Raw genomic sequence first — 25,375 nt, 5'->3', positions numbered from 1 at the left:
TCTTAATGATAATTAGTGCTTAAGGAAAATATCGGTAACCAGGTAGGGGTTATCTCTCAGCCATACGTTGAGGAAAAAAAGGCAGAACGAATATGAAGCACTGGAAAATCGCATTTATACGAATTGGAAGGCTGGGAAACGGCGGCACGGGAGCAAGTGCTGAGTGGATCCCAGACAAATACTGTTCGAAGCTATTTGGAAAGCGAAGCTGGACCAGGACGGGATAGCTTATTTTCAGGAGCATTAGAAGAAGAATGATTGATTTGAAGACATAGTGGAGGATGCACGAAGCGTGTGCTGAGGGGATTTTATCCGTTCTCCAGCAAGACTGAAAAAGACGCTCAACTCATCTAGAGTGAAACTTTTTTTCTTTGCGAATTTTACGAAAGCTCTGCCGAAGGCAAGCAATTCCATGTATTTCTCACAATGATTTGCTACGTTATAGCCCCTTAATGGTTAATTTAAATATGCGATATAGAGGCCATTGATCAGCAAAACGCAGCTAACACATCTCATGAATCTGATCAAGAGAGTGGATGAACTGCTTCTTAAGCTGTCGTATCGACTTCATTTATCCTCTGAGAAATCCCATTCTGTTTTTTGGAAATTAAAGTAGGTCTATAGATTCGTTTATTGAGGTGGGTTGTATCATTTGAACTAGATTAATTCTTTCAAATGCAACTTTTAATGATATAATATTTAAGGTAAATGTTGGTAACTAGTTCTATTGGGGGAGGATAAATCGTGTCTAGTTGAATAGAAAATAGTTTAAACGTCATTTAAAACATGAATTTAGTAGTCAAAGGAGAACGGGTTATCACAAAAACCTAGGAGCTGAAGGGCAACAAATCCCAACTGGTTTAAGGGCCTTGTTTGAAATTATTACACTGTTGTTATTTTTGTTGTTCCCTAAATTACACTGGGGAGTTTTTGTTGGCGTTTGGTCGCGAACTTCCTCAGTAGCTAGCGTTCATTGTAAATTACCCATACAGGCATCAAAGGAATCCCTATCTACCGCGGAAAATCAGGCGGTAAACGAATTTCACAGACTTGTTGAATACAGGGGAGTTATTCGACTTTCATAGAATTGGCGTTAGGCGAAATTCTAATGAGATATCACATAATTAGGAGGGTAAATCATGGTAGAAAGAGGATATTTGTTCTCGCTAAACTATTCAGAGAGATCAAAAGAAAAGAAGTTTATTAAAGAAATACTTAGAAAGTACAATACTCAGGAATTAGTCGGCGCAGGAATTTATGTTAATAATAATCCGTATAATTTACAGCTATTACTCCATTTGAATTTTGAAATTGATACAAGCGAGTTTGAAGAATGGCTTACTAATAACTATCCAGAGAAGAAAAGAAAAGTTAATTATTTTCATAGTGATATATTTGAATCTTTGCCTAATAAAGGATATAACGTTGCCACATTCGTCGATGCGGATACAGTCGATATGGCCATTACAAAAGAAGCGAATCCTATCTTCATGTTCCATGAACGAGAAGTAATGGATTCAATATGGAATACAGATATTCTTAGGGATGATTTTACAGTATTTCTTTCTCATTCAAGTAAGGACAAAGGGATAGTAGATAAGATTTTCAATGAATTACAGATACATGAAATTAGAGCTTGGTATGATAAATATGAAATTAAACCTGGTGATAGTATTGTAGATAAGATCAACGATGGGTTAGAGAGCAGTGATCTAGGTATTATATGTATTTCGAAAAATTTTCTTAATTCATCGACCGGTTGGACTAAGAGTGAGCTAAATTACTTTATTCAACGTAGAATGCGTTCTGGAAGAAATGACTTCATTTGCTTAAACTTCGATGTAAAACATGAGGATTTACCACCATTAGTTCAGGATTATAGATATATTGATATGCAAGATGATAGAGCTTTTAATATACTTGTTGAAATCTTGAAAGAAAATTCAAGGAAGTATAATAACTTGGCTTAACAAATTAATAAGCAGGAAAGAATCAACCGGACAACCGTGCGAACCTAAGTCTGACGACTCGTGCTGACGCGCTTAAACCAGTGAGGGATCGTGAATACAAAGACGTTAATTGGAGTCTCCAAAAAATATCTACCTGAATATTTTGATAGGACTCAAACACGTGGAAAATTGTGGGTATCTAGTTTGTTTTTATTAACAATATCGCCGATCGCTTGCTCAGCTATTTATTATTAAAAATGGGGGGGATTTACTTGGCACTAACCAAAATATTAAGTGGTATGGTAAAAGAATTCTGTACCAAAAATTCTTTTAACGATTTTTCTATTGAAAAAGGTTACGAATATCTTTTAAATTATGTGCTTGTCTCAAAAATGCATCCAGAAGCTTTTTCAGACATTAGTGATCTTGAAAGAATAAATGTAGATGACGGGTCAACTTTTGGGGTTGATGGGATTGCATTCATTGTTAATGATAACTTGGTACTCAACAAAGCCGATATTGAGTTATATTCAAAATCAAAATCACTTGATGTAAAAATCTTATTTATCCAAACAAAAACAGAAGAATCATATGACAGTGGCAAGGTACTTAAGACAATAGAGGCAGTACACAATTTTTTCGGAGATAGATCAATGTTACCGAAAAATGAATCTATACGAAATGCATTTGAAATATTCGAAGAAATAATGGATTACTCTAACTCAAAATATTTAAGAAAATCTAGCCCTGAAGTAATCATATATTATGCAACGGCGGCAAGACCTTGTGAAGATGAACTAATTATCAATTTAGTTTCTTCCCAAGAAAAAAAGTTTACATCAATTTCTTCAGATATTAAAACAGTTAGTATTCATTTACTTGGTGGAGAGCATGTTATTGAATCATATAGTGAAGTTGAAAATCGTGTTGAAGTAAATATTATTTTCAAAAATACATTATCTTTAGATAAAATTGAACAGGTAGAACAATCTTACTTAGGTTATTTACCATGCGATGAATATTTAAAGATTATTTCAGACTCTCATGGTAATTTAAGACGAAGGTTATTCTATGAGAATGTCCGTGACTATCAAGGGAGTAACAATGTAAATAAAGAAATGCGTGAAACGTTAACGAATCGAGATTTAAAAGAAAAATTCATTCTATTAAATAACGGTGTGACAATTGTTGCTAAGCATTTGAAGTCGCTTGGTTCAAATGCTTTTGAAATGCGTGATTTCCAAATTGTTAATGGATGTCAAACGAGCAATGAGATTTTTAATGCAAAGGAAATAATTAAGGATGTTCTTGTTCCTGTAAAAATAATACATACAACAGATCCAGATTTAATTTCGATGATTGTAAGAGCTACCAATCGACAAACGCCAGTTCCGGAAGAGGCATTTATTGCTTTGGAAAATTACCACAAACGCCTGCAAGTTCTATTTGATACTTATTCTCAGGAAATGCCTATATCATTGCATTATGAACGTCGCTCAGGAGAATTAAACTTTCAGGAGAAAAGCATTCATAGTTATCAAAGAGTAAACCTCCACAGCCTTATAAGAGCTGCAACAAGTGTATATTTTTTGGATTCACATGTCGTTTATAATAATAATCCTGCAAATATACTCAGAAATCGCCGTAATCGATTGTTTTTGGAGGATCATAAACCTGAAATATATTATTTATCAAATTATCTGCTTGCAAAATTTGTGGAATTGCAAAATAAAAAGGTGCTGACCTACAGTGATTATAAGATACGCTATTATGTAATAATGGTTGTAAGATTTATTTTGTTAGGTCACAACAAGAATCATGAATTAAACTCAAAAGACGCTGAAAGAGAAGCAAAAAGAGTAATAGAAATCTTACGAACAGATGAGCAGTTAGTAATAAATGCTTTCTTGAAGGCTAAAGAAGTCATAAATTGTACAGTTGAATTGTTTTTGGCTAAAAATAAATCAGTTAGTAAAGACGAGATTTTAAGAGATTCAAATTTCAATTCGCAAATAAAAAGAGCTATCTTTGAATCTAAGCAAGGCGAAATATCTGCACTTGTTCATTAGTTAATATTTAGAACTAAAAGTTCTAATAATATCTTTGCACCAAACTAGATGAATGTCAGAGGACCCTATTTTCCAGGGTCCTTTTTTAATCTTACTTCCTCAAGCCTCTCACTCCGATGGTGCAGTTCTGGCTGTCTAGTCCATCCCCCCACCCCCGCAAACATTGCGCAACCAATCAAAAAATGCGACTTGTTTATAATCCGATATTGTATGCTTTCCTCAATCCATCCAACATGCTTGTGTCCCCCCACCCCCGAAAATATTGTTCACCCCATCAAAAAATGTTGCTTGCCTGAAATCCGGGGCTCGGCATATCATGAGTCCATGCGGAAGCGGGCCTGCAAGTTCCGTCGAGATCATCAGGGAAGGGGAAGATCATGAGAGCCATTCGTCAGCCGAATCAGCGAAAGTCTTTTCGAGTGCGTGACAACCTCCAGCTGTACTTAATAATGCTTCCCGTTCTGGTTCACATTTTTATTTTCAGCTACATTCCGATGTACGGGATTCTGATCGCGTTTCAGAATTACTACCCGGGCAAACCATTTCTATCCCTGCACGGAACGGATTGGGTCGGCTTTCAGCATTTCATCGACTTTTTTAACGGCCCGTATTTCGGGCGATTGATGCGGAACACGTTTTTGCTCAGCTTTTATTTTCTGGTGTTTGGCTTCTGGGTGCCGATTTTGTTCGCTCTGCTGCTCAATGAACTCAAAAGCGGCGTATTTAAAAAATACGTGCAGACGGCAAGCTATTTGCCCCACTTCATTTCGAATGTGGTCGTGGCGGGCATGGTGTTGTCTTTTATCAATACGGACGGCATCGTGAACGCCATCGTCAAGCTGTTCGGCGGCACGCCGGTGGCGCTGAATACGGAGCCGGGGTATTTTCCGGCGATTTATACGATTACGAGCATCTGGAAGTCGTTTGGGTGGAGCAGCATTTTATATTTGGCCGCCATGTCCTCCGTGGACCCGCATCAATATGAAGCCGCGAAGATGGACGGGGCTAACCGCTTTAAGCAAATGCTCCATATTACGCTGCCGGCCATCCGGCCGACGATTTTTATCCTGCTGATATTTGCGATCGGCAATTTGTTGTCGGCCAACAGCGAGTTTATCCTGCTCATCTATAACCCGATGGTGTACGAGACGGCCGACGTCATCGGCACGTATTTGTACCGCGACGGCCTGCTGGGCGGCAATTTTAGCGCAGGGACGGCTGTAGGATTGTTTATCTCGATCATCAATTTCACGCTGCTGTATACAGCCAATACGCTCAGCCGTAAATATTCCGATTACGCCTTATGGTAAGGGGGAGTCCCATGGCCGCCTTGGTCAAAAGAAATCCGAACACCATCAAGCAAGGCTCGGTTGTCGTCGACGTCGTGTTGTATGCGCTGGCGCTCGCCCTTTGCTTAATTACGCTGTATCCTTTTTATTTCGTGATCATAATGTCCATCAGCAATCCGACGGAAGTCGCAGCCATGAATGTGTTCTGGTACCCGAAAGGGTTCTTCCTCGATTCGTACAAGCTGATCGTCAGCGATACGAAAATGTGGTGGGCTTATTCCAATACGCTGATCTATGTGAGTGCGGGTACGATTTTAAACTGTCTGACGGCCGTGCTTGGCGCCTATCCACTCACCGTTCGCAATCTCATGGGCAGGAAATGGGTCGTGTCGTACCTGCTGATCCCGATGTATTTTGGAGGCGGTCTCATTCCGTCTTACCTGCTGGTGAACAAGCTTGGACTGTATAACACGATGTTCGCGGTCATCATTCCGGGGATGGTCAGCATTTGGAATATTATCCTGGTGCGGACCTTCTTTGCCAACATTCCGGACGGGCTGAAGGAGTCTGCCTTTATCGACGGCGCTTCCCATCTGCAGCTGCTGTTCCGGGTCATTATCCCGATATCCAAGCCGATCCTGGCGGTCATCGCCATTTATTCGGTCGTTGGCATCTGGAACAGCTGGTTCGACGCGCTCGTGTATTTGCCGAATGAGAAGCTGCATCCGCTGCAAATGTACCTGTACCGGGTCGTGGTCCAGCAGTCGGTCGATTTGAAGATGCTGTCGATGGAGGATGCAAAAAATGCGGTCGCCAACATGCTCTCGAACATCCAGCTGAAATATGCCATCATCGTCTTTACGACGTTACCCGTCATTTTTACATATCCGTTCTTTCAGAAGTATTTCATCAAGGGAGCGCTGCTGGGTTCATTAAAGGAATAGGCTGAGGCCATCCGAAGGGGGAAGAGTTGTATGAAAAAAAGGAAAAAACCGATCATGTCCGCCATTGTCGCCGTTGTTCTCATCGCTTCTGTAACCGCTTGCAGTGGTGGGGACAGCAAACCGGAGGAAGCTGACAGCAATGCCCCGGCCGGGCAGCAGTCCGCCAAGCTGCGGCTTCTCGGGCCGACCGGTTCGAACAAGTTCATCAAATTCGAGGATAGGGACAAGTACCCGGTCTGGAAGGAAGTCGACAAGCTGCTGACCGATGCGAACCTGCAGCTCGATTACGAGCTCGTTCCGAACGAGCAGTACAACGTCGTCATCAAAACGCGAATGGCATCCGGCTCCAATCTTCCGGATATCGTCAACATTTCGGCGCTGGACAATACGACGGTGCTCAATCTGGCGAAGCAGGGCGTGCTGCTGGACCTGAATCCGCTGATCGAGAAGTACAGCAACGGCAACATCAAGAAGATGTATGAGCAGGAGTTCCCGTATGCGAAAAAGACGACAACGACGTCGGACGGGAAAATGTACTGGTTCAGCGATCTGCACAAAAAAACGTATCAAGGCACCGATCCGGCTCCGGTCTCCTTAACGATGCTGCTCCGCAAGGATTGGCTCGATAAGCTGAGCCTTCCGGTTCCGACAAGTGCGGAGGAATACTTGCAAACGCTGAAGACGATGCGCGACAAGGACGCCAACGGCAACGGGCAAAAGGATGAGGTGCTCGTCTACGACCCCGGGTCCTTCTCGGGACCGATCGCGCAGTGGTTCGGGCTGGGGACGAGCATTTCTTCCGTGGATGTGGAGAACAAGAAGGTTGTCTCCCCGTGGTACCAGGACGGCATCAAGGATTACTTCCGCTATCTGCAGCAGCTGGTGAAGGAAGGCGTGCTCGACACCAGCCTGATCGGGGCGACAGGGGAGCAGAAGCAGCAGAAGATGACGGAAAACCAGGTTGCTTCCACAGGAGATTACAATCTGGAGACGTATCTGGAGCCGACGATCAAAGGGGGCGGGGAATATCTTCCGCTCATGCCGTTGCAAGCGGTAGACGGCATTGCGCCTGCAGCCCAAATTGAGCCGCCGTTTCTGGTGTGGCAGAAATACGCGATTACGAAAGACAGCAAAAATGTAGAAGCGGCGATCAAGTATTTTGACACGATCTATTCGGATCAGTATGCGGAGCTTCTGTATTGGGGCATCGAAGGACAAACCTATAAAAAGGATGAGAGCGGCGCGAATGTATTCATCAACAACGCCTCGGACGAAGAGCTGGCCAAAACGGGCCAGGTTCCCGGACTCCGCCTGTTCGGGGATACGGTGTTCCCACGGGTTCAGTTCGCCAACCTCGAATTTGAACTGTCCGGCGTACCGAAATACAAAGCCGACAACGAGCTCAATATTCTGAAATACAAGCCGTATTTCGTCAATATGAATGACAACTATTTGGCGATTCCCGACGATCAGCAGCTGGAAGCGAAAACAAAGATTTTAACCAACCTGAACACGTACTCCACGGAGCTTGCGACCAAGCTAGCTTTGGGGCAAAAATCGCTCGACAACTGGGATCAGTATATGGCCGATCTGAAAAAGCTGGGGCCTAGACCAGCTGCTGGAAATCGACCAGCAATTGCTCGACAGATACAACAGCATCCAGTAACGTTGACTGTAACCGTATGACTTTGGAAAATGGCAGGCTCCAGTTCGTTTTGGAGGCTCTGCTGTTTTCCTGTTTTTGCATATTTAATGGGGAGGGGTAGCCCGTGCGCAATGGCAGCTTCGGAAGCGGCACGTTTCGTAAAATTCTGTTGTCTTATACCGCGATTTTGATCATCCCGATTATTGTGTTCAGCGCATTAAACGTGCAGCGGAACATCGTCGAGGAGAAACGCCGGCAGCATGAGGCACATGCTTTGGACGCCAAGCGGATCGCCGATCTGGTCGACAATAAACTGAATGAGCTCAAAACCTTGGGCAAAACGCTGAGTAACGAATCCTGGGTGAAGAAGCTGATGCAGGATACGAACGTATACGATCAGGAATTCGATATTACCAAGATGCTGGACATTCGCACCAGTCTTGGCAATAGCGTAAGTTCGCAGGGGATTCTCTCGTTTGGCATGGTGGTGTTTCCGGAGCAGCAGAAGGCGATGACTTCATGGGGGATGTTCCCGCTGAAGGAATTTTTTCAATCGATTGTCGCATTCGACGAAGCTGCCGAGCAGCAGCTGCAGAGCTCCTTTGCGCAGCAGCAGTATTTTACCATCCTGCCGCCGGCCAGCATGAAGCTGTGGGGCAGCGATAAGCGCGTGATCCCCGTGCTGCAAAGCCTGGAGGTGGTGAATCATCCGCGCGCGGTTTTGGTATTGTTTATTGATAGCGCTTACTTTTCAGAGTATATGCACCGGTTTGGAGGGATTGAATCGCAGGGGATCGTCATGACGTCCCGGGATGCGCTGATTTATAGCCAAGTCCGAAATGCCCCGGCAGCTCGCAGCGGCGCGGCTTCCTACCCCATTCATTTGTCATCGGAGGCTAGTGATGTGCAGTATGCGATCTCCTACGCGGACAGCAGCGTCATCGGCATCGGCAATTTGTTCAGCTCGCTGGCGGCCATCCTGATATCCATCGTTATCGGCGCGTTAATGGCTTATCTGCTGGCCAAAATCAGTTACCGTCCTCTCGGGGCTCTGCTGAGTAAGCTGAGCGCCGCGGCGCGGGTTGAGGATTCACGAAACGGGAAGGTGACGGGTTCCGAATACAATTTTATCGAAAAATCGTTCGACCGGCTGCTGCACGAAAACCGCAAGCTTCAGCAATCGATGCAGGATTACGAAAACGCCGCCAAGTCGAATTTGTATCTTCGCCTGCTCAAGGGATATTTTATGGACGATCAGCAGAAGAATGAGCTGGGGAAACTGGGGATCGGTTATACCGAGGACATGTATTATTGCACGATGCTTGTCAGCTTCCACGCCATTCGCGACTTTTCCGACTTCGAGAAAATCCGGAAGATCGAAATGCTGATGATGGTGATCGTGGAAAAAGCGATGAGCCGTTACGGGCTGGACTATGCACTGTTCGAGGTTACGAACGCCGACAAGGCGATGATCGTGTCCTCTGGGCAGCCGTTTGGGGACGATGATATGCTGGAACGGATTTCTGCTGAAATGGCCGACGAAATCGAGCGGCTGAGCGGATTTCATCCGGATATTTTATACGGAGGGGTTGAGCAAGGGCTGGTCGGCATCAGCAAATCGTATTACACGGCAAATGAAAGACTGCGTTACACCATATTCTCGCGTGAGCATTTTCAGGTGCTGCAGGAGGAGACGATGCAGGCCGGTGTCGATTACTACTATCCGACGGATTGGGAAGTGCAGCTCATCAATAACCTTAAGATCGGAAACCTGGATACGTCCATGCAAATTCTGCATGAAATCCATGCCGAGAACGAAAAGCGCGAGCTGGCCGACGCCAGCGTGAGCAGGCTGCTCTCCCTGTTGATGGAAACGATGCTGCGGGTGCTGCATGAGCTGAATCTGGATACGGATATCTACACGAAGCAATTTTGCAGCCGGGCCAAAGCGGCGAACATCGAAGAAATGTGGAGCTATATGTTTGAAGTCGGCACGCTCATTTGTGAGCGTAAAAGGTATGCCAATACGTCTTCGGCGATGTCATGTGGCAGCGAGCTGCTGCAATATGTGAACGACAACTATTCGAGCGCGGACATCTCGTTAAAGCAGCTGGCGGAGATGTATCATATGTCCCTATCGAAGGTGTCCAAAATATTCAAAGAGGTGACCGGCATCAACTTCTATGATTATGTATGCCGCCTCCGCATGGAGAAGGCGAAAGAGCTGCTCCGGGAACGAAGCTGTGGCATCGATCACGTCGCGCGCACGGTGGGGTACGAAAATGTGTATTCCTTCAAACGTGCCTTTGCGCGGTATGAAGGGATCAAGCCTGACGAGTACGCGGAGTCGGCGGAATGCCGGTGAGTTAAAATAAAGAGACCAAAGCTCATCGCTATGGTCTCCGGTCTCTTTATCCGCCTCACTCACTTCAACTACCCGTTTACGACCTGCCGCTGAACCGTTTGATCGCTTCCTCCGTCACCGGCGTGAAGAGGTTAATCAGGTTGCCGTCGGGATCCCGAAACAGCACAGCACGGTTCCCCCACGGCATTGTGGTAGGTTCCTTGACCCACTCGTTGACAAGCGGCTTCAAACGCTCGTATTCGGCATCGACATCGTCAACACGGAACTCGAGGATGACCGTGTGATTGTCGGCCGCCACTGCGGAACCAGCGCCGAACAGCTGCACCGTCTGGGAGTGGCCGATCGCCAGGGTGCACGATGACCCAACGATTTCGGCGAAGACGGGCGCGGGGCGTTCCGCCGACACGCCCATGACTTTCTCATAAAACCCGACAAGACGATCGACGTCGTCGGTAATGATGCGTACAGAAGCAAAATTCATGAAAACCCATCCTTCCTATAATCCATGATACAGTACCGTATATTATCATTTTGGGTCAAAAACCTTCGTATTGATCTCCCATTCCTTACGGTGACATACTCCGAGTATAAAAAAACGCTACTGACAACAGTATGTCAGTAGCGTTTTAACATTCGTTTTTTGACTAAAGGGCAGTTATGTTCATTGAGCCGATACTTTAGTTTAATAAATAGGGCATTTATTCCATGAACGAGCGCTCGTTCGTGATATCGTATTTTAGAATGTCCATTCTCATTCTGTTTCCCCATTTATTTAAAAACGGCGCCGACTCATGTCTTTCAACATGGGCCGACAGCGTTTCTTGATCTTGCCACCGCTGGACCGTCAGCATGCGTCCGGCGCGCGCATCTTCCGTAGTAAAGGCATAAAAGAGACATCCCTTTTCAGCTCTCGTGCTGGAAACGACGGACTGAACGTCTGCAGAAAACTCACTCACATCAGACGGATTTAGGTGAACGTAACCCATGAGTATAATCATGGTTACACGACCGTGAGCACAATCTTGCCTTGTATGTGCCCACCGGCTGCACGTTCATGCGCCTTGCGAGCATCGGCAAGTGGAAACGTGCTGTCGATAGCGACGCGAACCGTCCCGGCATCAAGCAAGCGCCTTAATTCCGCCAGCTGCTGGCCGTTTGAGCGCACTTGGGTCATCGATACCGTTACACCCAGTTTCGCGGCCTCCTCGGCATCGGAGAAGCCTAAGAACACCGGGAACAAAGCGCCGTCACGTTTGAGCGTACGCAAGAAACGACCGGTGGTTGGACCGCCGAGTGTATCAAGGACGAGATCAATGTCATGCGCAACGTCCTCGGGAAGGCTCTTGGTGTAGTCGATGAATTCGTCGGCACCGAGTTCACGCAGGAACGACTCATGCGACCCCGAGGCCACCGCGATGACGTGCGCACCCCTCCATTTGGCCAGTTGTACCGCGAAGTGCCCCACGCCGCCCGCAGCACCATTGACGAGCACCGTCTTGCCGCCCAGCGGCACCGGGCGATGCATCTCCGATTGAAGCGGGTTCGGTTCATTGTGCCCCAGATCGATCAAAAACTGCCACGCGGTGAGGCCAGCCATCGGCGCCCCAGCAGCGTGCACGTGATCGATGCCAGCCGGCTTGAGTGCAAGGTCCGACGCTGGCGCGGCGACGTACTCAGCATAAGCTGCGCTCTCCCCAAAGCTAGGAAAGCGAACCATGCCGAAAACTTCATCGCCGACGGAGAAATCCTTCACATCCGTGGCTACCGCCACGACAACGCCCGACACGTCCGACCCCAGAATGATGGGAAAGGGCACAGGCGGCCGCCACTCAGGAGGAAGCGACTTATACCCGTCACGCAGGTACCAGTCGGGGGGATTCATGCCAACCGCGTGAACGCGCACAAGCACCTCACCTGGCTTCAACTCGGGAAGCGGAGCCTCCTCGTAACGCAGCACCTCTGGGCCGCCGAATTCATGCAAACGAATCGCCTTCATTGTATCTATAGACATCATACTTTCTCCTTTCATGTAGATGAGTTATACTTACCAGAGCAGTGCTCCGTATAATCGGATCACTGTTCCGTTTAGATTATAAGGAGCACTGCTCCGATTGTCAAGGAGGAATTCTATGCGAGCCGATGCAATGAAAAACTATGAGCACATACTCGAAGTCGCGAACGTCGTTGTAACCGAGCACGGTGTCGATGCATCGCTGCGCGACATCGCTCGCAGAGCTGGTGTTGGGCTAGGCACACTGTATCGTCATTTCCCGACGAGAGAGGCGCTGCTCGAAGCTTTGCTCCGCTCAAGCTTCGACGAGTTTACGACAAAGGCACGTGAGCTCGAAACTGCGAGTTCACCCGATGATGCACTCGTATCGTGGCTACGCGACGTCGTTACATTTACGGGCAACTATCAAGGTGTCGTGGACGTGATGATGGCAGCCAAGGAGGACCCGGAGTCCGCACTCCACGCTTCATGCGTCACGATGCGCTCGGCAGGCACGCGACTTCTCACTCGTGCTCAGGCCGAAGGTCTGGCGCGTAGCGACATGGATGGGGATGACCTGTTCTCACTAGCTGCTGCGCTTGCCTGGCTCAGCAACCAGCCCTCGTCCGCGTCACGGGCTGAGCATCTCTTCCGTATTATCGCGAGCGCGATCTTGACCGATCGATCGAGCAGCAACTTCAGGGCGCAGCTAAATTAGTGCTGCCCTAATAGGGGGCTGTAGCTCAACGATCTTGTGCTTTGCTTACAAAAAATGGAACTAACAGGAAACAATAGCTCCATCATGACACGACGGCAGCCGGCCAATCGGCTGCCGTCGTTGCGTTAACCTACGCCGATCCAATACCGCAATATTGCCAAAAATTAAACTGCAAGACGACAGGCCGCCGAACTAAGAGATACGGGAGAAAGCCAAGAGGGTGGACATCACCTCTTGGCTTTTGTAGTGTAGGGACGGTATGCAAGTTCACGATAACGTTGGGTGACAAAATCCTATAGTTTAATCAAGGGTTCATGCTCCGCTTGGATAGGAAACAACTTCTGAGCGGTCTCGATAAAGGTTTTTACCGCAATAGTACAGTCCTCCACAGGACCGGAGACGATGTGGATATCCCGGTAGGCTGCTGGTGAGATGCGTTTGAGGATAAGGCCAGGAGGCAGATCCAACAAGGACAGCTCAGACATGACGGCCAAGCCTTCGCCTGCAGCAATCATTTGAAGAGCCGTTCTGTAGTTGTAGAGAATGTATTTAATATTGGGTTCTTCCCCGGCACTGTCGAACCATTGCAGGACAGGAGGCTCGTAACCGGCTTTGCAAATCAGCATAGGCTCCTCCCGCAAATCTTCCGGGCTGATGATGGACCTTTCGCTTAAAGGGTGATCATCTCTCATAACGGCATAAATGCCTTCCCGGTAAAGGGGATGAGAGTGGGTCGTTTTATCCGAGGGGATAAGAAACCCGACATCGATGACCCGGTTATCCAGCCATTCCTGGATGTCCGCAATGGTCCCTTCAAGAATGCTGAATTCGAGCTTTGGATATTGTTGTTTGATATGGCTGATGATCTTCGGAACAAAATAAGAAGCGGCAACCGGGAATGCGCCGATTCGGACGCTGCCGGTTTCCATTCCTTTTTCGCTGGCGATTTCCTGGTCGACCTTATCATATCCTTGAAGAATCTCGCGGAAGATCCGCACGATTCGTTCTCCAACGGGCGTGAGGGCAACGCCCAGACGCCGGTCTCTAATCAGCAGCGTTACTCCAAGCTCGCGTTCCAGAGCGGTGACCGCACGGCTGACGGCAGGCTGTGTCATATTCATCTTTTCCCCGGCGGACGTAAAGCTTCGGGTCTCCGAGATCGCAACAATCAATTGAAGAAGTGATTTGTTCATACCAAATTTGATATCTCCCTCATGATTTATATTCATTTTATTTATGATATGGTTTATTGTAACATGACTATAGAACAAGAGAAAGACTTGGAATAGAGTGGGGAGAGGTGTTTGGTAATGAAAGCTAAAGCATGGCTTTTTCTAGTATTGGCTAATCTGTTCTGGGCAGGGAATTTGATCTTCGGCAAAGCGGTTACGGCCGATTTCCCTCCGGTCTGGGCTTCCTTCCTGCGCTGGGCGATTGCAGCTGTCGTATTAATTCCGATGGCCCAGCTGGTGGAGAAACCCAATTGGCTGAAGGTGTGGAAAAATAACTGGGGTCTTCTATTATTCTTTTCACTAGTAGGCGTTGTATTCTACACGCTGCTTACCTATACAGCACTTCAGCATACTTCTTCGACAAACGGGAGTCTGATCAACAGCTTGACTCCGGCAGTTATGATCGTGTTGTCACTGTTGTTCCTGAAGGACAAGATTTCGGTGTGGCAGGGAGTGGGACTCGTCTTATCTTTCCTGGGCGTCTTAACGGTATTGACGAAGGGGCACCTTCTTGGCGTGTTCAGCACGCATTATAACCAGGGAGACGGCATTTTGCTCATAGCCGTGTTCCTGTGGGCCATCTATTCCATTGTCAACAAAAGGGCGCAGCATCTGCCCCCGATTACTTTTGTAGCCTTTACAGCCTTGATCGGCGTTATTTGTATGGTTCCACTGCTGTTTATGCAGCCTTTGCAAACCGGGCATATTACTGCAATCGGCATTACCGGGGTCATCTATTTGGGGTTGTTCCCATCCATCGGTTCGTTCCTGTTCTGGAACCAGGGAGTCAAGGTGCTTGGACCGGGCAAAGCCGGGATCTCGATGAATCTGATGCCGATTTTCACGGCGATCCTGTCTGTGATGACAGGCCAGGCATTGCTGGTCTCCCAGATGGTTGGCGGTGTTATCGTGATTACGGGGATGCTGCTGTCCGCTAACCTCATCCGATCGGGAAAAGCCAAAACAAAAACAATCGGCGAGCAGCGTACAAGCGTGGTTTAAAGGGGTTATCGATGCCGTGACCGAATCCGTAAGAGAAATGGGAAAAGCCAAGAGGGTGGACATCACCTTCTTGGCTTTTGTGGTGTAGTGGCGGTAGAGGGGGCCATAAAATAAGGTTTACAGATCGACTACCCAGTTGCCCATCATCTTGGCGACTTCCGGATCGCGGTAGGATAAGAAAAGACTTTCCCGCGTATCGAGGGTGGAAATTTGTTCGATATCGTCGGCGCTTAACTCAAAATCGAAAATATCGAAGTTCTCGACAATCCGTTCTTTGCGCACCGATTTGGGAATGACAACGACTTCACGCTGAACGAGCCAGCGAAGCACGATCTGGGCGACGGACTTGTTGTATTTTTCCGCGATCGAGACCAGTACTTCGTTACTAAACAGATTGTTGCGTCCTTCAGCGAACGGTGACCACGACTGGTGCTGTACTCCCTGTTCTTTCATAAAAGCGGCGCTCTCGATCTGGTGGTAGAACGGATGCGTTTCGATCTGATTGACGGCGGGCACGATTTCGTTATGCACGATGAGGTCCATTAGACGATCAGGCAGGAAGTTGCTGACCCCAATCGCCTTGATTTTGCCTTCTTGGTACAGGTCCTCCATCGCGCGCCAAGCGCCGTAGTAATCGCCAAACGGCTGGTGAATCAGGTATAGATCGAGATAGTCGAGCTGCAGCTTTTTCAGGGATTTGGCAAACGCCAGTTTGGCGCTCTCGTAGCCGGCATCCTGAACCCAGAGCTTGGTCGTGATGAATAGCTCCTCACGCGGTACGCCGCTGCGCTTAATCGCGCGTCCGACCGCTTCCTCATTCAGATAACCGGAGGCGGTGTCGATCAGGCGGTAACCAGCCATCAGCGCTTCATATACCGCATTCTCACATTCTTCTGCATCGGGAATTTGGTAGACACCGAAGCCGATGATCGGCATTTGTACTCCGTTATTTAAAGTTACGGTTTGCATAGTAATTCCTCCCATGGTTTAAATGTAAAACGGCAAACGGCCGCGAATCCCGGGAATCGGGCACCTCAGCGGGGCTTCCGCTTACGGCCGGTTTGCTTTACAATAAGCCTACTACCTTCGTGTAACACGAAGGCAAGCCTCTATCAAAAATTTATTTTCCAAGGGGGATTACCATGCATACGGTCAAAGAAGCCGCCTTGATCACGGGACTTACCGAGCACGCCGTGCGCTTTTATACGGATAAAGGTCTGGTGCCGAGCGTACAGCGCGATAAAAACAACATTCGGATGTTCGACGAAGAATCGATCAACTGGCTGCTTGGCGTCAAATGCCTTAAGCAATCCGGGATGCCGATTGAAGTCATCAAAACGTACATCGATCTCTGTCTCGAAGGGGACTCGTCTGTTCCGCAGCGCTACAAACTCATCATGGAGCATAAAGAAGCCGCGCGCGTTAAACTCGAAGAAGCCCAGCGGCACATTGCCCATTTGGAACAAAAAACGGAACTCTATCAGGCCATTCTGGAGCACCGCTCTCCAGACACGACCAATCCGGGCAACTGGGACAACATTCACCATATGCATGGCGACGTATTCTACTCTCCTTCGGTTCGGAAGGCGTAAGAGATATTCGTGAGCGGGTCAAAGACTTTAGCGGAGGGGCAAAACGTTGTCAGTTCTACAAATAAACCATAAAGTTTGGAGGTTTAATTTAGGAAGTGGAATACATTCTAATCATCATATCTCTCCTGATCATCATAAATTTATGGGCTAAGGTGAGTAAATTAGAAGGTCGCATAAAAGGAATGCAATATACCATAAACCAGTTAACCCAACAATCGGGACTGCCTGAACATCCAATAAATGATGAACTTCGTCTGTTGATAAAAGAGGGTGAAGACGTAAAAGCCATTAAAAAAGCAAGAGAAACTTTAGGCCCTTCCCTGTTAGAAGGAAAAGAATATATTGATAAGTTGAAATCGGAAACCAGATAATGCTTAAAAAATGGATAAAGCCAAGAAGGGAGTTTGACCTTTCATGGCTTCTTCGTGTTTGGATATACGACCAAGGCGAGCGACAAAATTTATTTTACCCGGGTAATATTGACTTATCTATTTTTACCCGGGTATAATTAGTGAAGAAATCAGAGAAGGAGATACAGGCATGGGAAATGGCCTAACGCGATTTTACTGCACGGCATTTTTGGGTGTGAGAGTCGTCGCCAGTGGTTCGCTACAGCACGTTGTTTCTACGGTAAAGGATACTCTGGATGACAGGGACCTCACACAGCTGCTTATATTTGACGATACCTCGGGGAAGCAAATCGATGTTGATTTTCGCGGGAAGACAGACGACGTGCTCCATCGATTAGGAGAACAGTTCGGTGACTTGCGTCCCGATACGGAAGTGGATCATCAGCCTGCACGGCGGGTTGGCCGACCCAAGCTGGGGGTTGTATCCGGTGAGGTTACGTTATTACCGCGGCATTGGGAATGGCTCAAGAGTCAACCTGGAGGGGCTTCGGTAACATTACGAAAACTCATCGATGAGGCTCGCCATGCTGGAGGAGAACAGAGCAAAAGACGGGAGTCCCAAGAAGCGACATATTACTTTATGACAGCCATGGCAGGGAACTTTCAACATTACGAGGAAGCGCTGCGGGCACTGTATGCTGGTGATGTGGATCGTTTTTACCACTTTATCGATGACTGGGCACCTGATATCAGAGACCATATCAAAAAATTATCCGCTAATGCATTCCCAGAAGAGAGCTTCTGAATGAAAGCATGTGGATGGAGGAGAACATGACCATGAACACTTTGAAAGTCAATGGCGTTGATTTGGCCTATGACAGTTATGGCAACGAAAATGAAGAGGCTGTGATCTTAATCGCCGGGCTTGGAACGCAGATGATCCGGTGGACGGTTCCGTTTTGTGAGATATTAGCGGCGCGGGGCTTTCGCGTGATCCGCTTTGACAATCGCGACGTTGGTTGCTCGACACACTTTAGCCATTACCAGACGCTGGATTTTGACGCGCTGGCGGCTGCTCTCATGTCGGGACAGCGGCCGGACATCCCTTACACTCTTGACGACATGGCCAACGACGCTGTCGGACTGCTCGACGCCCTTTCCATTGACCGGGCACATTTCGTTGGCAGGTCGATGGGCGGAATGATCGCCCAGGTTGCAGCCAGTGAGTACCCTGACCGGGTTTTATCACTCACTTCCATTATGTCCAGTTCCGGTAATCCCGCCCTTCCGCCAACTTCCCCGGATGTCATGGCGATGATGACTCAACCGGCGCCGAACCCCTTTGAGGATGAAGCAGGATTTTTGGCGCACAGCCTCGCTTTTGCCAAACGCATTGCCGGCACTGGCTATCCGTTTGAAGAGGACGCTTATCGGGCGCTCATTCTGGAGGAGGTCCAGCGAGCCTACGATCCAGGCAGTGTCGGGCGACAAATCGCTGCGATCGCTGTCTCCGGTGACCGTCGTCCACGGCTGGCGACGATCAAAGCACCCGCACTGGTCATTCATGGGGTGGACGATCCCATGTTCGTGCCAGCGTGTGGCGAGGACACGGCTTCGGCCATCCCTGGCGCCGAACTCATGTTGGTTGACGGCATGGGACACGACTTACCGCATCAACTGTACGAAGATATCGCTGATGGCATAGAGCGGACGGCTCGCCGCAATTGACACGCGTTCCTGAAGAGCGACCAACCGGAGTCCGCGGTGCCCAGAGGGCTGTGCAGGCTCAGGGACGCAGTGCTGATCACAAGAGATAGACCGTAAACCTTTGTAAAGGGCGGTCTATTTCTTTTTAATGCAAATTTGATTCACCAAAGGCGAAGCTGTTAGCATAATACCAAGGGAACAAGGAAACGTCATGTTTTTCCTTTTATTGTCTACACTAAGCATAACGGTACGCCACTAGCTTAAAAAACTTATACATCACCATCTTTCCTTGAAGGGGGACATCTGTTTTGGATGCGCAGTTTCTAGATTTATTGGCCCAGCAATATGATACGGAAGAAAAAGTGATCACCGAGATCATCAACCTTGAAGCGATCTCCAACCTCCCCAAGGGAACCGAGCATTTTGTCAGTGATTTGCATGGAGAGTTCCAGGCTTTTCAGCATGTACTCAGAAACGGTTCGGGTACCGTCAAAGAGAAAATCAAAGATTTGTTCCGTGAGGAATGGACGGATCAAGAAATCAGTGATTTTGCGGCGTTAGTATATTATCCGGAAGAAAAAATACAGCTGGTTAAAGGAGACCTGTGCAATAAACAAGCCTTGAACCGGTGGTATCGACAAACGATTGAACACATGCTTAAGCTCATTTCTTATGCCTCTTCCAAATATACTCGCTCGAAATTGCGTAAAGCTCTGCCGGAGCGGTTTGTATATATTGTCGAAGAGCTTCTATACAAAACGGATTTGACCCACAATAAGGATCCTTATTATGAGGAAATATACCGGCAAATAATCTCCCTAGGACAGGCGGACAAGCTCATTATCGGCCTTGCTTATACGACCCAGCGCCTGGTGGTTGACCATCTTCATGTGGTCGGAGATATTTATGACCGCGGGCCGGAACCAGATAAAATTATGGACACCCTGATCAACTACCATTCAGTAGACATCCAGTGGGGGAACCATGATGCCCTGTGGATCGGCGCCTATTCGGGTTCCCTGGTCTGCCTCGCGAATATTATCCGGATCTGCGCCAGATACGACAATCTGGACATCATCGAAGACGTATACGGCATCAATCTTCGTCCACTGCTGAACTTGGCGGAAAAGTACTATGATGACAATCCGGCCTTCAGACCGAAGCTGCAAGCGGACCACAACGTATCGGAGTCGGAAATTCTGCAGATTACCAAAATTCATCAAGCCATTGCCATGATCCAGTTTAAGCTTGAAATCCCGATTATTAAGAGACGCCCTTACTTTAATATGTCTGAAAGGCTTTTGCTGGAGAAGATCGATTACGAGAAGAATGAAATCAACATTGGCGGAAAAACTTACCCTCTGGAAAACACCTGTTTCGCTACCGTAAACCCGGAGCAGCCTGAACAATTGTTAGAGGAAGAGCAGCAGGTGCTGGAAAAGTTGCTGTTCTCCGTTCAGCATTCCGAAAAGCTGGCCAGACATATGAATTTTCTGATGAAAAAGGGCAGCCTTTATTTAAAATACAACGGGAATTTACTCATCCACGGCTGTATTCCTCTGGACGAAGAAGGAAACATGGAAGAAATGCAGATCGAAGACCAACTGTATTCGGGCCGTCAGCTGCTCGATGTTTTTGAATATTATTTACGTTACGCCTTTGCGCATCCGGAAGAGACAGATGATCTGGCTACGGATATGGTGTGGTACATCTGGACGGGGGAGTGCTCCTCGCTCTTTGGAAAAAGAGAAATGACCACCTTTGAACGCTACTTTATCCAAGATAAAGAAACCCATAAGGAGAGAAAGAACCCTTACTACCATTTGCGTGAACATGAGGAGATCTGCCGGAAAATCCTGCTGGATTTTGGCCTGAATCCGGATCATGGACATATCATTAACGGGCACACGCCGGTTAGAGAAATTCGTGGAGAGAACCCGGTGAAAGCAGGCGGGAAAATGGTCGTCATCGACGGCGGTTTTTCCAAAGCTTATCAGTCTACAACCGGCATTGCCGGATATACCTTGCTGTATAATTCCTTTGGCATGCAGCTTGTCGCCCATCAGAAATTCAATTCCAGAGAAGATGTGTTATGTAACGGGACGGACGTATTGTCTGTAAAAAGACTGGTGGACAAAGAACTGGAGCGGAAGCTGGTGAGGGAAACCAATGTCGGGGAGAAGCTGCAGCAGAAAATATCCAATTTGAAGAATCTCCTGGAATATCGTTATATGAAATGAAACAGCTGGTAAAATGGACCGACTGCTAAATGTACACAGAGCCGCCCGAGGGCGGCTTTTTTATTTTTAAAATGGTTTGCCTCCGGCTTACCCTGACATAATGCTGTCAAGGTAGGTGGTCTAATATTAGTTATGTAAGCAAGACAAACGCCAACCCATTCGAGGAGGAAAATGAAATGACTACCGTTAACCCGAATTCTTACGAGGTAAGTGCAGCAATCCAGCCTTTCCATATCGCCGTGCCACAGGATGATCTGGATGATCTTCGGTATCGTCTGTCCCGGACACGGTGGCCTGAAGTAATGAACGGGGCCGGCTGGAAATACGGCATTTCGCTCGACTACATCAAAGAGTTGGCGTCCTACTGGCAGAATGAGTACGATTGGCGGAAATACGAAGCGCAATTGAATGAGTACCCGCAGTTTACAACGACGATCGACGGAGCCCAGATCCATTTCATGCATGTTCGCTCGCCGGAGCCAGATGCATTCCCATTGCTGCTTACCCACGCTTGGCCCAGTTCAATTGTCGAGTTTCTGGAATTGATCGGTCCGCTTAGCGATCCGCGCAGCCACGGCGGCGATCCGGCGAACGCTTTCCATCTCGTCATCCCTTCTGTTCCCGGATTCGGCTTCTCTGGTCCGGCGCTCGGCTCCGGGTGGAATATTGCCCGCATTGCAAAGGCGTGGGATACGTTAATGAAACGTTTGGGATATACCGAGTACGGAGCACACGGCAGCGACTGCGGCGCTCTTGTATCCAGAGAGCTTGGTATACAAAAGCCGGAAGGCCTGCGCGGCATCCATGTGCTGCAGTTATTTTCTTTCCCTTCTGGAGATCCTGCCGAGATGGAGGGTTTATCGGAAGATGATCAGAAGCGGCTTCAATTTCTGGCGAATTTTCATGAACGGGCGGGCTTTAATTCGATCCAATCCACCCGGCCGCAGACGCTCTCCTATGGGCTTGCGGATTCGCCGGCAGGTCAGCTCTCTTGGATAGCGGAGTTATTTAACGGATTCGGCGATCATGTGGATTTTATTGACAGGGATGCACTCCTGACGAATGTCACTCTGTACTGGTTGACCAATACGGCGGAATCGTCCGCCCGGTTATATTACGAGAACGCTCATCAGCAGCAGGAGCCGCAAGGACCGAATCCGACTCCGACAGGAGTGGCGGTGTTCGGACATGATTTCAAATCGATAAGACGGTTTGCCGAACGCGACAATGCCAATATTGTGCACTGGTCGGAGTTTGAGCGTGGCACCCACTTTGCCGCTATGGATGCGCCGGATCTCCTGATTCCTGACATCCGGTCATTCTTCAGCCGATACCGCTGATATCAGGGATATGGGAAAAAGCCAAGAGGGTGAAGAACGCCTTCTTGGCTTTTTTATCAAACGTCATTCAGCTGCTCGGCAAACAGCTTTGGGCTGCTCCGGTTAGCCGTATGGAAAAGAATCCAGATAAACAATATACTGTATAGAATGAACTAAAGAAATGAATGTCATAGATCTATATCACTATAACTGTTTTTTATTGAGGTGAATATCAAATGGAAGAAATCGATGATTCAAAACAAATTGTATTACAAATTGGCGGTGCCTTGAAAAAGTACAGAAAAGAAAAAAACATGAGCTTAGACGACTTAGCGGAGTTAACGGGCGTCAGCAAGCTTACTCTGGGGAATATCGAACGTGGCGAGACAAATCCAACTTTGGGGATGATATGGAAAATTTCAAAAGGCATATCTTTACCGCTATTGGCTTTGTTCAAATCAGAAGAACCTGTTAGTTTGTATCGAGCAGGGGAAGGACTGCGATTTTCTAATGGTCAAAAAAATTGGGTCATTGAACCTGTCTTTAAAAGCAACGATATTGAAATGTGTCGGGCATACTTACAGCCAAATAGCTCGTATTACCCTGAAGGTCATCATGTGAATACAACTGAAATTGCGACAGTCATGACGGGTTCCATTGAAATACAAGTCAACGGAGAGATTTACACATTGAATCAATATGATACGATGAGTTTTCGTGCAGATTATGCTCACTCTTATACGAATCATACGAATAGTGAAACCGTACTCCATATATCCTTAAAGTATGGTTTCTAAAAATCGAAAATTCCTCTTAATAAATACAACTCCGAATTCCATGATGGGATTCAGAGTTGTATTTTTGTTTTTAGATGAGCCTTGATTTACTATAAAATACTTCTTGTTAAAAATAGTATACTATAATATACTTTTGTTGTTCGCGCGAATGTTATTGCATCGTTTTTTCATTTTTTTCAATCGATAGGAAACAAATCATAGGCATGAATTCAGGAAGGAGAATTGAAGAATGCCGAAACAAAATATAAAAGGGGTACCATCCTCTATAGGGCTGATCATTCTCGGCATTATTGTTATTGCAGCTAATTTACGTACTCCCTTAACCTCTGTCGGTCCTTTAGTGAGTCTCATAAGGGATGACGTTCATATTTCAAATACATTAGCGGGCCTGATCACAACGGTACCCTTGCTTGCGTTTGCTTTATTATCTCCTCTAGTACCGAAATTAGGACGAAAATATGGGGTTGAACGTATCATTTTGATGGCCCTCATCTTCCTGACAGTTGGTATTGTAATACGCTCTTTGTCTGGCGCAGTTGATCTGTTTATTGGAACAGCCATTCTTGGATTCGCCATTGCCGTGTGTAATGTATTATTGCCAAGTATAATCAAAAGGGATTTCCCGAATAAAATTGGCTCCATGACAGGTGTTTACTCCATTTCAATGAGTTTATGTGGAGCAATCGCATCGGGAATCAGTGTACCGGTAGCCGTGAACGCAGGTCTAAAATGGCAGGGAGCATTGGGAATATGGGGGATGCTAAGCTTTGTTTCGGTCCTCTGTTGGTTACCCCAATTAAGAAATCAAACGAAGCAAACGGCCACGACGAGTCAACAGGTGGCCGGCAACGAGGTGAATGTTTGGAGATCCCCGCTTGCCTGGCAAGTAACCTTGTTTATGGGGATACAGTCCATGGTTTTCTATGTGTTGATCGCATGGTTGCCTGAAATTTTAAAGCAGCAAGGAATTGACTCCAGCCAATCCGGATGGTACCTCTCGATCATGCAGTTGGCTATGCTTCCATTTACCTTTATTGTCCCCGTTATTGCTGGGCGCATGTCTAGCCAACGTTTGTTAGTAGTCATCACAACCATTTTGCTTTTGACGGGAACGCTCGGGATCCTTTACGGTAGCTCCGATATCATTCTGTTATGGATCATCTTACTCGGAATTGGTGGAGGCTTCGCCTTTAGTTTGTCCATGATGTTTTTCGGATTACGTACTGAAAATGCGCATCAGGCAGCGGAACTGTCCGGCATGGCACAATCGATCGGATATCTGCTTGCCGCAATCGGTCCTGCCCTTATCGGATACCTGCATGATGCGACAAATAGTTGGAACCTGCCGCTTTTCATTCTGCTTGGCGCTTCGGTCTTACTCTTTCTAGTCGGTTTAGGCGCAGCAAAAAACCGTTATGTAGGTAGCCGAAATCGTGACGAGCTGCCACGGAAAGGATGATTAGAATGTTTGACAAAATGATGGTGGCCATTGATCAAGCTGAAATAACGAACAAGCTCCTTGATGCAGCCGTTGAAATAGCCCAAAACAAACAAACGCAAGTTACCTTGGTTCATGTCAGCCAGGAATATGTGTCGAATGGCATGACATATGTACCAGAGAATTTCTTGGAAGAAATATTGATCGAAATGGAGAAAGCAGGTTTGGAACAGCTGCAGCAAGCCAAATCTAAATTGAAATCTGCGGGGATTAACCCGGAAACCGTTCATCTTAAGGGTGACCCTGCACATGAAATATTAAATTATGCAAGGGATACCGAGCAGCAACTTATTATTATCGGAAGCCGTGGGCTAAGGGGCATCAAAGAAATGATGCTTGGAAGCGTCAGCCACAAGGTTTCACAACTATCCAATTGTCCAGTCCTCATTATGCATTAACTCAATTGAAGATGCAGGGAAGAAACGTAACACCAAATGGATTGCTCTTGCAACCCGAAGGGCAAGTAGCTTTTATGAAGTCATTGATATGAAACGCCGGTGCAGCTACCAACTCTAACTGTCACTGTCATTCTTCTGTCAGCAAGGGATAATGGACAAGCCAAGAGGGTGAACATCACCTTCTTGGCTTTTTTGGTGTCGTCATGAGGCTGCCCGAGGCGATTCTATCAAAAATATTATGTTTAGATTCCAGGCAAGTAGATTGTTAGAT

Annotated in this window: 22 protein-coding genes; 17 read left to right on the top strand and 5 right to left on the bottom strand. The window is 47.2% G+C overall.

What is annotated here, in order from left to right; all coding sequences use genetic code 11:
- Positions 1 to 1,139: 1,139 nt before the first annotated feature.
- From ABIE48_RS26855 to ABIE48_RS26830, 6 genes are all read left to right on the top strand, one after another.
- Complete coding sequence (locus ABIE48_RS26855; protein WP_192717135.1) at positions 1,140 to 1,970, top strand: toll/interleukin-1 receptor domain-containing protein; 831 nt, start codon at positions 1,140 to 1,142, stop codon at positions 1,968 to 1,970.
- A gap of 251 nt (positions 1,971 to 2,221) precedes the next feature.
- Positions 2,222 to 4,018: an AIPR family protein gene (locus ABIE48_RS26850; RefSeq protein WP_192717134.1), complete on the top strand. Its 1,797-nt coding sequence runs from the start codon at positions 2,222 to 2,224 to the stop codon at positions 4,016 to 4,018.
- Positions 4,019 to 4,395: 377 nt separating this feature from the next.
- A complete protein-coding gene (locus tag ABIE48_RS26845) occupies positions 4,396 to 5,328 on the top strand; it encodes an ABC transporter permease (protein WP_076176627.1) in 933 nt (310 codons plus the stop codon).
- Positions 5,329 to 5,339: 11 nt separating this feature from the next.
- Positions 5,340 to 6,251 carry a carbohydrate ABC transporter permease gene (locus tag ABIE48_RS26840; RefSeq protein WP_192717133.1) on the top strand — a complete coding sequence of 304 codons (912 nt, stop codon included), beginning with the start codon at positions 5,340 to 5,342 and terminating at the stop codon, positions 6,249 to 6,251.
- Between the two features lie 30 nt (positions 6,252 to 6,281).
- Complete coding sequence (locus ABIE48_RS26835) at positions 6,282 to 7,937, top strand: extracellular solute-binding protein (protein ID WP_354519987.1); 1,656 nt, start codon at positions 6,282 to 6,284, stop codon at positions 7,935 to 7,937.
- 83 nt (positions 7,938 to 8,020) lie between these two features.
- Positions 8,021 to 10,261, top strand: a complete 2,241-nt coding sequence (locus ABIE48_RS26830; protein ID WP_192717131.1) for a helix-turn-helix transcriptional regulator — start codon at positions 8,021 to 8,023, stop codon at positions 10,259 to 10,261.
- Positions 10,262 to 10,337: 76 nt separating this feature from the next.
- On the opposite strand, the gene ABIE48_RS26825 is transcribed toward ABIE48_RS26830, so the two are convergent.
- The 3 genes from ABIE48_RS26825 to ABIE48_RS26815 form a co-directional block, all read right to left on the bottom strand.
- Entirely contained in the window at positions 10,338 to 10,742 is a 405-nt protein-coding gene (locus ABIE48_RS26825; RefSeq protein ID WP_192717130.1) for a VOC family protein, read from the bottom strand.
- 217 nt (positions 10,743 to 10,959) lie between these two features.
- Complete coding sequence (locus ABIE48_RS26820; RefSeq protein WP_354520719.1) at positions 10,960 to 11,247, bottom strand: putative quinol monooxygenase; 288 nt, start codon at positions 11,245 to 11,247, stop codon at positions 10,960 to 10,962.
- A gap of 14 nt (positions 11,248 to 11,261) precedes the next feature.
- Positions 11,262 to 12,272 carry an NADP-dependent oxidoreductase gene (locus tag ABIE48_RS26815; RefSeq protein WP_192717128.1) on the bottom strand — a complete coding sequence of 337 codons (1,011 nt, stop codon included), beginning with the start codon at positions 12,270 to 12,272 and terminating at the stop codon, positions 11,262 to 11,264.
- A gap of 118 nt (positions 12,273 to 12,390) precedes the next feature.
- Here ABIE48_RS26815 and ABIE48_RS26810 point away from each other — a divergent pair, with 118 nt between their 5' ends.
- Positions 12,391 to 12,969 (top strand): TetR/AcrR family transcriptional regulator, encoded by a 579-nt coding sequence (locus ABIE48_RS26810; RefSeq protein ID WP_145948498.1) that lies wholly within the window; start codon positions 12,391 to 12,393, stop codon positions 12,967 to 12,969.
- Positions 12,970 to 13,262: 293 nt separating this feature from the next.
- On the opposite strand, the gene ABIE48_RS26805 is transcribed toward ABIE48_RS26810, so the two are convergent.
- On the bottom strand, positions 13,263 to 14,162 hold the full coding sequence (locus tag ABIE48_RS26805) for a LysR family transcriptional regulator (RefSeq protein ID WP_192717127.1): 900 nt from the start codon (positions 14,160 to 14,162) through the stop codon (positions 13,263 to 13,265).
- A 117-nt stretch (positions 14,163 to 14,279) separates the two neighbouring features.
- Between ABIE48_RS26805 and ABIE48_RS26800 the strand changes: the two genes are divergently transcribed.
- Positions 14,280 to 15,203, top strand: coding sequence for a DMT family transporter (locus ABIE48_RS26800; RefSeq protein ID WP_192717126.1), 924 nt, complete (start codon positions 14,280 to 14,282; stop codon positions 15,201 to 15,203).
- Between the two features lie 117 nt (positions 15,204 to 15,320).
- On the opposite strand, the gene ABIE48_RS26795 is transcribed toward ABIE48_RS26800, so the two are convergent.
- Positions 15,321 to 16,172, bottom strand: coding sequence for an aldo/keto reductase (locus ABIE48_RS26795; protein ID WP_192717125.1), 852 nt, complete (start codon positions 16,170 to 16,172; stop codon positions 15,321 to 15,323).
- Between the two features lie 173 nt (positions 16,173 to 16,345).
- Here ABIE48_RS26795 and ABIE48_RS26790 point away from each other — a divergent pair, with 173 nt between their 5' ends.
- The 9 genes from ABIE48_RS26790 to ABIE48_RS26750 all read left to right on the top strand — a co-directional run bounded on the left by ABIE48_RS26790 (position 16,346) and on the right by ABIE48_RS26750 (position 25,104).
- Positions 16,346 to 16,795: a MerR family transcriptional regulator gene (locus ABIE48_RS26790; protein ID WP_192717124.1), complete on the top strand. Its 450-nt coding sequence runs from the start codon at positions 16,346 to 16,348 to the stop codon at positions 16,793 to 16,795.
- Between the two features lie 95 nt (positions 16,796 to 16,890).
- Positions 16,891 to 17,166, top strand: coding sequence for a hypothetical protein (locus ABIE48_RS26785; protein ID WP_192717123.1), 276 nt, complete (start codon positions 16,891 to 16,893; stop codon positions 17,164 to 17,166).
- Between the two features lie 169 nt (positions 17,167 to 17,335).
- Positions 17,336 to 17,950 carry a DUF2239 family protein gene (locus tag ABIE48_RS26780; RefSeq protein ID WP_192717122.1) on the top strand — a complete coding sequence of 205 codons (615 nt, stop codon included), beginning with the start codon at positions 17,336 to 17,338 and terminating at the stop codon, positions 17,948 to 17,950.
- A 32-nt stretch (positions 17,951 to 17,982) separates the two neighbouring features.
- Positions 17,983 to 18,873: an alpha/beta fold hydrolase gene (locus tag ABIE48_RS26775; protein ID WP_192717121.1), complete on the top strand. Its 891-nt coding sequence runs from the start codon at positions 17,983 to 17,985 to the stop codon at positions 18,871 to 18,873.
- 287 nt (positions 18,874 to 19,160) lie between these two features.
- Positions 19,161 to 21,092, top strand: a complete 1,932-nt coding sequence (locus tag ABIE48_RS26770; protein ID WP_192717120.1) for a fructose-1,6-bisphosphatase — start codon at positions 19,161 to 19,163, stop codon at positions 21,090 to 21,092.
- Positions 21,093 to 21,268: 176 nt separating this feature from the next.
- Entirely contained in the window at positions 21,269 to 22,432 is a 1,164-nt protein-coding gene (locus ABIE48_RS26765) for an epoxide hydrolase family protein (RefSeq protein WP_192717119.1), read from the top strand.
- A gap of 215 nt (positions 22,433 to 22,647) precedes the next feature.
- Positions 22,648 to 23,208 (top strand): helix-turn-helix domain-containing protein, encoded by a 561-nt coding sequence (locus ABIE48_RS26760; RefSeq protein WP_192717118.1) that lies wholly within the window; start codon positions 22,648 to 22,650, stop codon positions 23,206 to 23,208.
- A gap of 229 nt (positions 23,209 to 23,437) precedes the next feature.
- Positions 23,438 to 24,667 carry a CynX/NimT family MFS transporter gene (locus ABIE48_RS26755; RefSeq protein WP_192717117.1) on the top strand — a complete coding sequence of 410 codons (1,230 nt, stop codon included), beginning with the start codon at positions 23,438 to 23,440 and terminating at the stop codon, positions 24,665 to 24,667.
- A 5-nt stretch (positions 24,668 to 24,672) separates the two neighbouring features.
- Positions 24,673 to 25,104 (top strand): universal stress protein, encoded by a 432-nt coding sequence (locus ABIE48_RS26750; protein ID WP_192717116.1) that lies wholly within the window; start codon positions 24,673 to 24,675, stop codon positions 25,102 to 25,104.
- The last annotated feature ends 271 nt before the right edge of the window (positions 25,105 to 25,375 follow it).

Origin of the sequence: Paenibacillus sp. OAE614 (assembly GCF_040546645.1) — a bacterium.
Taxonomy (GTDB): Bacteria; Bacillota; Bacilli; order Paenibacillales; family Paenibacillaceae; genus Paenibacillus_AQ; species Paenibacillus_AQ favisporus.
This window is presented reverse-complemented; position numbering and strand designations above follow the sequence as displayed.

Bases quoted from the DNA above. Each gene is read 5' to 3' on its own strand.
- ABIE48_RS26840 (WP_192717133.1), top strand. From the start codon at position 5,340: ATGGCCGCCTTGGTCAAAAGAAATCCGAACACCATCAAGCAAGGCTCG.
- ABIE48_RS26790 (WP_192717124.1), top strand. From the start codon at position 16,346: ATGCATACGGTCAAAGAAGCCGCCTTGATCACGGGACTTACCGAGCAC.
- ABIE48_RS26820 (WP_354520719.1), bottom strand. From the start codon at position 11,247: ATGGGTTACGTTCACCTAAATCCGTCTGATGTGAGTGAGTTTTCTGCA.
- ABIE48_RS26780 (WP_192717122.1), top strand. From the start codon at position 17,336: ATGGGAAATGGCCTAACGCGATTTTACTGCACGGCATTTTTGGGTGTG.
- ABIE48_RS26750 (WP_192717116.1), top strand. From the start codon at position 24,673: ATGTTTGACAAAATGATGGTGGCCATTGATCAAGCTGAAATAACGAAC.
- ABIE48_RS26845 (WP_076176627.1), top strand. From the start codon at position 4,396: ATGAGAGCCATTCGTCAGCCGAATCAGCGAAAGTCTTTTCGAGTGCGT.
- ABIE48_RS26815 (WP_192717128.1), bottom strand. From the start codon at position 12,272: ATGTCTATAGATACAATGAAGGCGATTCGTTTGCATGAATTCGGCGGC.
- ABIE48_RS26755 (WP_192717117.1), top strand. From the start codon at position 23,438: ATGCCGAAACAAAATATAAAAGGGGTACCATCCTCTATAGGGCTGATC.
- ABIE48_RS26855 (WP_192717135.1), top strand. From the start codon at position 1,140: ATGGTAGAAAGAGGATATTTGTTCTCGCTAAACTATTCAGAGAGATCA.
- ABIE48_RS26835 (WP_354519987.1), top strand. From the start codon at position 6,282: ATGAAAAAAAGGAAAAAACCGATCATGTCCGCCATTGTCGCCGTTGTT.
- ABIE48_RS26795 (WP_192717125.1), bottom strand. From the start codon at position 16,172: ATGCAAACCGTAACTTTAAATAACGGAGTACAAATGCCGATCATCGGC.
- ABIE48_RS26810 (WP_145948498.1), top strand. From the start codon at position 12,391: ATGCGAGCCGATGCAATGAAAAACTATGAGCACATACTCGAAGTCGCG.
- ABIE48_RS26800 (WP_192717126.1), top strand. From the start codon at position 14,280: ATGAAAGCTAAAGCATGGCTTTTTCTAGTATTGGCTAATCTGTTCTGG.
- ABIE48_RS26760 (WP_192717118.1), top strand. From the start codon at position 22,648: ATGGAAGAAATCGATGATTCAAAACAAATTGTATTACAAATTGGCGGT.
- ABIE48_RS26775 (WP_192717121.1), top strand. From the start codon at position 17,983: ATGAACACTTTGAAAGTCAATGGCGTTGATTTGGCCTATGACAGTTAT.
- ABIE48_RS26805 (WP_192717127.1), bottom strand. From the start codon at position 14,162: ATGAACAAATCACTTCTTCAATTGATTGTTGCGATCTCGGAGACCCGA.
- ABIE48_RS26825 (WP_192717130.1), bottom strand. From the start codon at position 10,742: ATGAATTTTGCTTCTGTACGCATCATTACCGACGACGTCGATCGTCTT.
- ABIE48_RS26765 (WP_192717119.1), top strand. From the start codon at position 21,269: ATGACTACCGTTAACCCGAATTCTTACGAGGTAAGTGCAGCAATCCAG.